This window comes from Rhodococcus chondri (assembly GCF_036327435.1).
GTDB classification, from domain to species: Bacteria; Actinomycetota; Actinomycetes; order Mycobacteriales; family Mycobacteriaceae; genus Rhodococcus; species Rhodococcus chondri.
Map to the genome: position 1 here is coordinate 24,392 of NZ_JAUZMZ010000051.1, position 6,000 is coordinate 30,391.

At 67.3% G+C, this 6,000-nt stretch carries 7 protein-coding genes; 4 read left to right on the forward strand and 3 right to left on the reverse strand.

Annotated elements, in window-relative coordinates; genetic code table 11:
- Positions 1 to 53: 53 nt before the first annotated feature.
- Together Q8814_RS11195 and Q8814_RS11200 are read right to left on the reverse strand one after the other, a co-directional pair.
- Positions 54 to 686 (reverse strand): pyridoxamine 5'-phosphate oxidase family protein, encoded by a 633-nt coding sequence (locus Q8814_RS11195; protein WP_330152089.1) that lies wholly within the window; start codon positions 684 to 686, stop codon positions 54 to 56.
- 45 nt (positions 687 to 731) lie between these two features.
- Positions 732 to 1,646 (reverse strand): NADP-dependent oxidoreductase, encoded by a 915-nt coding sequence (locus tag Q8814_RS11200; protein ID WP_330152090.1) that lies wholly within the window; start codon positions 1,644 to 1,646, stop codon positions 732 to 734.
- A gap of 122 nt (positions 1,647 to 1,768) precedes the next feature.
- Here Q8814_RS11200 and Q8814_RS11205 point away from each other — a divergent pair, with 122 nt between their 5' ends.
- The 4 genes from Q8814_RS11205 (at position 1,769) to Q8814_RS11220 (ending at position 5,422) form a co-directional block, all read left to right on the forward strand.
- Positions 1,769 to 2,188: a winged helix-turn-helix transcriptional regulator gene (locus Q8814_RS11205; protein WP_330152091.1), complete on the forward strand. Its 420-nt coding sequence runs from the start codon at positions 1,769 to 1,771 to the stop codon at positions 2,186 to 2,188.
- Positions 2,189 to 2,328: 140 nt separating this feature from the next.
- Positions 2,329 to 3,300, forward strand: a complete 972-nt coding sequence (locus tag Q8814_RS11210) for an FAD-dependent oxidoreductase (protein WP_330152092.1) — start codon at positions 2,329 to 2,331, stop codon at positions 3,298 to 3,300.
- A 47-nt stretch (positions 3,301 to 3,347) separates the two neighbouring features.
- Positions 3,348 to 4,742 (forward strand): IS1182 family transposase, encoded by a 1,395-nt coding sequence (locus tag Q8814_RS11215; RefSeq protein ID WP_456239109.1) that lies wholly within the window; start codon positions 3,348 to 3,350, stop codon positions 4,740 to 4,742.
- Between the two features lie 269 nt (positions 4,743 to 5,011).
- On the forward strand, positions 5,012 to 5,422 hold the full coding sequence (locus tag Q8814_RS11220) for a hypothetical protein (RefSeq protein ID WP_408015881.1): 411 nt from the start codon (positions 5,012 to 5,014) through the stop codon (positions 5,420 to 5,422).
- Between the two features lie 172 nt (positions 5,423 to 5,594).
- Here Q8814_RS11220 and Q8814_RS11225 read toward each other — a convergent pair whose 3' ends face one another.
- Positions 5,595 to 5,879: a DUF2399 domain-containing protein gene (locus Q8814_RS11225; RefSeq protein WP_330152093.1), complete on the reverse strand. Its 285-nt coding sequence runs from the start codon at positions 5,877 to 5,879 to the stop codon at positions 5,595 to 5,597.
- Positions 5,880 to 6,000: the final 121 nt, after the last annotated feature.

Consider the following 6,000-nt stretch of genomic DNA (forward strand, 5'->3'; position numbering starts at 1 on the left):
ACCCTCCTGTCACTGCGCAGCAATCGGAGGGCGACACCCGGTGTGGCCGGCCGTCAGAGTAGCGAGGTGACGGACCTCGGTAACGGAAGTGTGGGATCTGTGAGCGGTGACCGCTCCGGAATCCCTGCGACCGTGTGCAGGGGGACGACCCCGGCCCACACCGAACGGTCCTCGCCGTCGCCGCGATCCTCGCCCGGACCTGCCGCGCGCACCTTGACACTCACCTCGTCCAACGGAAGCTCGAGCACCGCCGTCGCCGCGAGCTCCTTGCCGGTGAGCGGGCGGACCTCGTCCCACCGGCCGGGCATGAGGTGTTCGGTCACCGCCCGCAGCGCGTGCTCCTTGTCCTCCGCAGCTACGGGCACAGCACGACCGAAGAGCACCGCACTGCGGTAATTCATGCTGCTGTCGAATGCCGACCGGGCGAACACGAGTCCGTCGAGGAGGGTCACCGCGACCGACACCTCGAGCCCCTGACCAGACGCGAGGAAGGCGCCGGCGCCGGTCGAACCGTGCAGGAACAGCCGATTGCCGTCCCGGCCGAAGGCCATGGGCAGCACCACCGGACAGCCGCGACGCACGAACGCGACATGGGCCACCCGCGCCTCGTCGAGGAGGCGGTGCAGGACTGCCGGATCGTCGGTGCCCCGTTCGGGTTTGCGGGTCAGTCGCGTGCGCTCGGTCATGGCACCGATCGAAGCAGTGCGATCCCGCGAGGACAACCCGATTTCCTACGGCGTGAGCACGTAGCGCCCCCGCACGCCGCCCAGCGCCACCGACCGGTGCGCGTCGGCAGCCTTCTCCAGCGGCACGGTCGCATGCACCCGGGTCGGTAGCCCGCCGGACGCGGCGCGGGTGAGAAGGTCGCGCAACCGCGGGCCGTCGGGGTGCGCTACCACTGCCGCGACGGTGATGCCGCGCTCCGCCGGCGGTTCGGCGTTCGGCCGGACGCCGACGAAGATACCGCCGTCGCGCACCAGGGCGAGACCCTGCTCCTGGAGCACCGCGGCATCGGCGACCGCGTCCCAACCCGGGTCGGCGTGGGTCGTGAAGTCGGCACCGAGACCGCGGACGAACATCTCGTCGTCCGCTCTGGCCAGACCGGTCACCTGCCAGCCGTGCTCTTGGGCGAGCACGGCGACATATCCTCCGACGGCACCGGCCGCGCCGGTGACCAGGAGGCGGTCGGCGTCGCGGGGCGCGTCGCCGAGGAGATCGACGATCTGGGCTGCCGCCAGTCCGTTGAGGGGGATGGTGGATGCCGCGATCAGGTCCAGCCCACGCGGCACGACGGCGACGTCGGCTACCGATACGACGGTTTGTTCGGCGTAGGTGCCGAAGTCGCGATCGAAGCCGTCGATCAAACCGGCGACCGGAGTACCGACGGGGAGGGCCACACCGCGGCCGACGGCGTCGATCGTTCCGGCGAAGTCCCAACCCAGTCCGGTCCACGTCGGCTGATGAACCAGCCCCATTGCATGGAACAGGCCGCCGGCAACCCCCAGATCGACGGGATTGACCGGGGCGGCGGCAATTTCGACGCGGACCTGTCCGGGGCCCGGTTCCGCGAGGGGGACGTCGACGATCTCGATCGCATCGGGTCCGCCGGGGGAGCGGACGACGGCTGCTCGGAAGGTGGTGCTCATGGTTTCACTCCTCGCGCTTGTGCTTGATCCACTATCCCCTTCACCTTGATGGGGTTACTCTCTGATAGGAAGTACGCACTTCGGAGTACGTTGGTTACCCCGTAGCAGGTAGGAGCGCGCCCATGCCGACGATGACGGCGGCCCAGCGACGGGCCCAGGCGAAGATCGAATACGACGCGTTCCTGGCGGGTTGTCCCAGCCGCCGGTTGCTCGATCGGATTTCCGACAAGTGGGTGGCGCTGATCCTGGCGGCCCTGGGCGGCAACGGCACACCTCGATCGATGCGGTACTCGGAACTGTCCCGGCGGCTGGCCGGGGTCAGCCAGAAGATGCTCACCCAGACGCTGCGCTCTCTGGAGCGGGACGGCCTGGTGACCCGCACCGTGACACCCACCGTGCCGGTCACGGTCACCTACGAGCTCACCGACCTCGGTCTGTCGCTCCACGAGCTGATGCGTAGCGTCAAGCGCTGGGCCGAAGCCCACATGGACGAGGTGCTCGCCAATCGGGAGGCGTACGACGCGCGCGTCGATCGAACCTGAAGCCCGACAGTAGGAAGCGGCCGACGGCCCGGAACGAATCGGGTAGTGGACTACTCGTGCCCGCTGTCGATCGCCGAAACACACTTTGTGGACAGCCATGACAGGCACAAGCATCCGGTGATACGGCGGAGGTCGACGCGATGGACAAGATCGGTGATCATGCGATCGTGCTGGGTGCGAGCATCGGCGGGCTCCTCGCCGCTCGCGTGCTCGCCGACTTCTACCGCACCGTGACGCTGGTCGAACGGGATGTACTGCCCATGGGTACCGAGCACCGGCGTGGGGTGCCACAGGGCCGGCACGGTCATGCCCTGCTCGCGCGTGGTGCGCAGATGATGGACGAGCTCTTCCCGGGATTGCTCGACGACCTGGTGGCAGAGGGCGCGCCGGTGGTCGCCGACGGCGATCTCACCGCTTTCTACTTCGTCCTCGGTGGGCACCCGATGGTTCGGTCAGGTCGCTTCGGGGACCGCAGAGCCACGTATGCACCGAGCCGGCCGTTGCTCGAAAGCACTATCCGACAACGGTTGCGTGCGATTCCGAACATCACGATCTGCGATGGTCACAACGTCGGCGACCTCACGGCGACAACCGATCGTCGCCGGATCACCGGCGTGCGAGTGGGTAGTCGCAGCGGTGTACAGACCCTGGCCGCGGACCTCGTGGTCGACGCCATGGGGCGCGGCGGGCGCACACCGGCGTTGCTCGAAAAGCTCGGCTACGGACGACCGGTCGAAGAACACGTTTTTGTACATGTCACGTACCGCAGCCAGTTGATGCATATCGCGCACGGCACGCTGTCAGAGAAGCTTGTAATGGTCGGTGCCCAGCCGGGCCGCTCCACCGGGATGGCGCTCTTCGGCTATGAGAACGACACGTGGTTGTTCACGACGGCCGGAATGGCCGGTTACGACCCTCCGCGCGACTTGGCCGGGATGATCGCCTTCGTCGAGCCATTCACGCCCGCTCACGTTGTGGCGGCGATCCGGTCCGCCGAGCCGCTAGGAGCATGGGTCGGTAACACGCCGGGCAGGGTGCCCGGTGTGTTACCGCGTGTGGGAGATCATGGGGTGTGCGTGACGATCTCGGTACCGACGGCTTGTTCGAGGTAGACCCCTCGGAGAGGGTCGAACCCCATTCCGCGACATCGGAAGCTCCGGTGGACAAGACCTTCCGGATGTTCGACCCGGAACAGGGACTGTTGTTGCCGCCCTCGCTCGACGACTGGCTACCCACCGAGCACCTGGCCCGGTTCATCGCCGAACTGGTCGACGAGCACTTGGACCTGTCACGAATCCGTGCCGACTACACCGAGAGCCGCGGCGCCCCGCCCTACGACCCACGGCTGATGGTGCGGATCCTGCTCTACGGCTACACCACCGGGGTCCGCTCGTCCCGGGCGATCGAACGTAAACTCGTCGACGATGTGCCGTTTCGGTGGCTCGCTGCCGGGGCGGTCCCGGACTACCGGGCGATCGCCCGGTTCCGGAAACGGCACCTGTCCGCGCTCGGGCACCTATTCGTGCAGGCGTTGGCGTTGTGCCAGGCCGCGGGCATGGTCAGCCTCGGCCGGGTCGCTCTCGACGGGACGAAGGTGCGGGCCAACGCCTCCAAACGCAAGGCGATGAGCTACGCCCGGATGACCGAGAAGGAGAAGGTCCTCGCCGACGAGGTGTCCGCCCTGCTGGCCGAGGCCGAACGGATCGACAAGGCCGAGGACACGCAGTTCGGCAAGGACCGGCGTGGCGACGAGCTACCCGAGGAGCTGCGGCGCCGCGAAACCCGGCTGGCGAAGATCCGCGAGGCGAAGGCGGCGTTGGAGGCCGAAGCCGAGCAGGCGGCACGTCAACGGGCAGAGGAGAAATCCCGCGAGCGTGGCGACGATGATGACACGACCGCCGGCAAGGGGGCTGCGGCAGCGGATGCGGCGGCACCGAAACCGAAGGCGCAACGGAACTTCACCGACCCGGACTCGAAGATCATGCTCACCGGCGACGGCGCCTTTCATCAGTGCTACAACGCGCAGGCGATGGTCGACGAGGACCATCAGGTGATCGTCGCGACCGACATGAACACCAACGCCTCCGACGTCGGGAACCTGATCTCGATGACCGAACAAACCACCGCCAACACCGGGCAGCACCCCGGCCAGGTCCTCGCCGATGCCGGCTACTGCTCGGCCGACAACCTCGACCGGGCCGCCGAGCGCACCACCGAGCACGGCACCGAGTTCTTCGTTGCGGCCGGTCGACGTCGCCGCGACGACCCGGCCCCGGTCGCACCACGCGGCAGGATCCCCGGTGGTGCGACGGCGAAGCAGCGGATGGCCCGCTCACTGACCACCAAGAAGGGGCGTGCGGTGTACGCCCGCCGCAAGGCGATCGTCGAGCCGGTGTTCGGGCAGATGAGCACCCTGCAGAACGCGAAACAGTTACTGCTACGCGGACTCGACGGCGCCCGCGGTGAATGGATGTTGCTTGCCGCCTGCCACAACCTGCGCAAACTCCACGGCGTCGTCGGAGTCAGTGGACTGGGAGCGTTGGTGGGGAGCTGAACCCCCGGTTCCGCCGCCCCGGCCAGGTGTCACACCCGACCATTCCGAAGGCCGAACACCCGGTTGTCGGATCGACCTCAAACAGCCGAACCAATCTGGCGGTGCCGAGCCCGAATCGCTAATTCAGACCCACGCTCCTAGGAGGGACCGCACAGCACCGGTTTCCGTCCAGCCAATGGCGTCATTACGAGCGGATGCGCCGATTCCCGGACGGATTATTGGTCTTCGGCGATGCAATCTGCAGCTTCAATCCGGTCTACGGGCAAGGAATGACGGTCGCCGCACTGGAAGCGGACGTGCTGCGACAGTGCTTGCAGCACGAGCTATCCGAATTGCCGCGGAGCTTCTTTCGCGCGTCGGCGAAGCCCGTCGGTGCAGCGTGGCAACTGGCAGTGGGTGCTGACCTGGCACTGCCGGAGGTGGAGGGGCCGCGATCGCTGCAGGTGCGCCTGGCCAATGCTTACGTGGACCGGGTGCTGGCTGCCGCCGAAACCGACGCCGTGGTCGCCGATCGGTTCCTTCGGATCAGCAGCCTGATCGATCCGCCCCGGCATCTGGCCCACCCCGCGCTCGCAATCCGGGTGTGCGCGAACAATGTGCGTCGACGTCGGGGCGTCGCCGCCGCACCCTCGACCGTCGACACCGAGCGGCAGGAGAGTGCCCGACCGGCCCACCGATGATTTCGCGCGCATCACCGGGCCGTCCTGTAGATACTCCGACGAGAGGCGGCAACCATGCGGAAGGTCGTCCTGTCGGTACGACCGCCCTCTACAGGTGGGGACACGACGACGTTCGAACAATGACGTTCGAACAAATCTGTGTCGTCGTCCTACGGAGCCTCCTCTGCGGCGGTCACCGCCGCAGAGTGTCCAAGAGTTCGGAGATCAATCGTTCCTCCATGACTGCGCGTCCTGTTTCGCCCAACGCGTGAGCCAGATCGGGATCCCACGGAGAATCGGACCGCCTGTCGCCGGCTTTGAGTGGTTCGGACTCGCCGCGAGCCAGGGCGCGGCGATAGGTACGCGCGTCCATCGACCACGGCACCGCTCCGAAGTCGGTGAGTGCCCGGCCGGTGGTACGTAGCCCGGTCCAGTCGAAATCGGCATGCCAGTAGATGCGGCTTCGGGCGGTGGTCAAGTCCCTGGACGTGGTGTACGGACCGTTGCGTGATTCCTCGTCGGTGAGTCAGGCAGTCAAGGCCGGTGCCACCTCCTCGGTGTCGTTGCTGGCGGCGTTGGCGCACTTGTCGGTACGCGAG

Bases quoted from the DNA above. Each gene is read 5' to 3' on its own strand.
- Q8814_RS11220 (WP_408015881.1), top strand. From the start codon at position 5,012: ATGACGGTCGCCGCACTGGAAGCGGACGTGCTGCGACAGTGCTTGCAG.
- Q8814_RS11205 (WP_330152091.1), top strand. From the start codon at position 1,769: ATGCCGACGATGACGGCGGCCCAGCGACGGGCCCAGGCGAAGATCGAA.
- Q8814_RS11210 (WP_330152092.1), top strand. From the start codon at position 2,329: ATGGACAAGATCGGTGATCATGCGATCGTGCTGGGTGCGAGCATCGGC.
- Q8814_RS11195 (WP_330152089.1), bottom strand. From the start codon at position 686: ATGACCGAGCGCACGCGACTGACCCGCAAACCCGAACGGGGCACCGAC.
- Q8814_RS11200 (WP_330152090.1), bottom strand. From the start codon at position 1,646: ATGAGCACCACCTTCCGAGCAGCCGTCGTCCGCTCCCCCGGCGGACCC.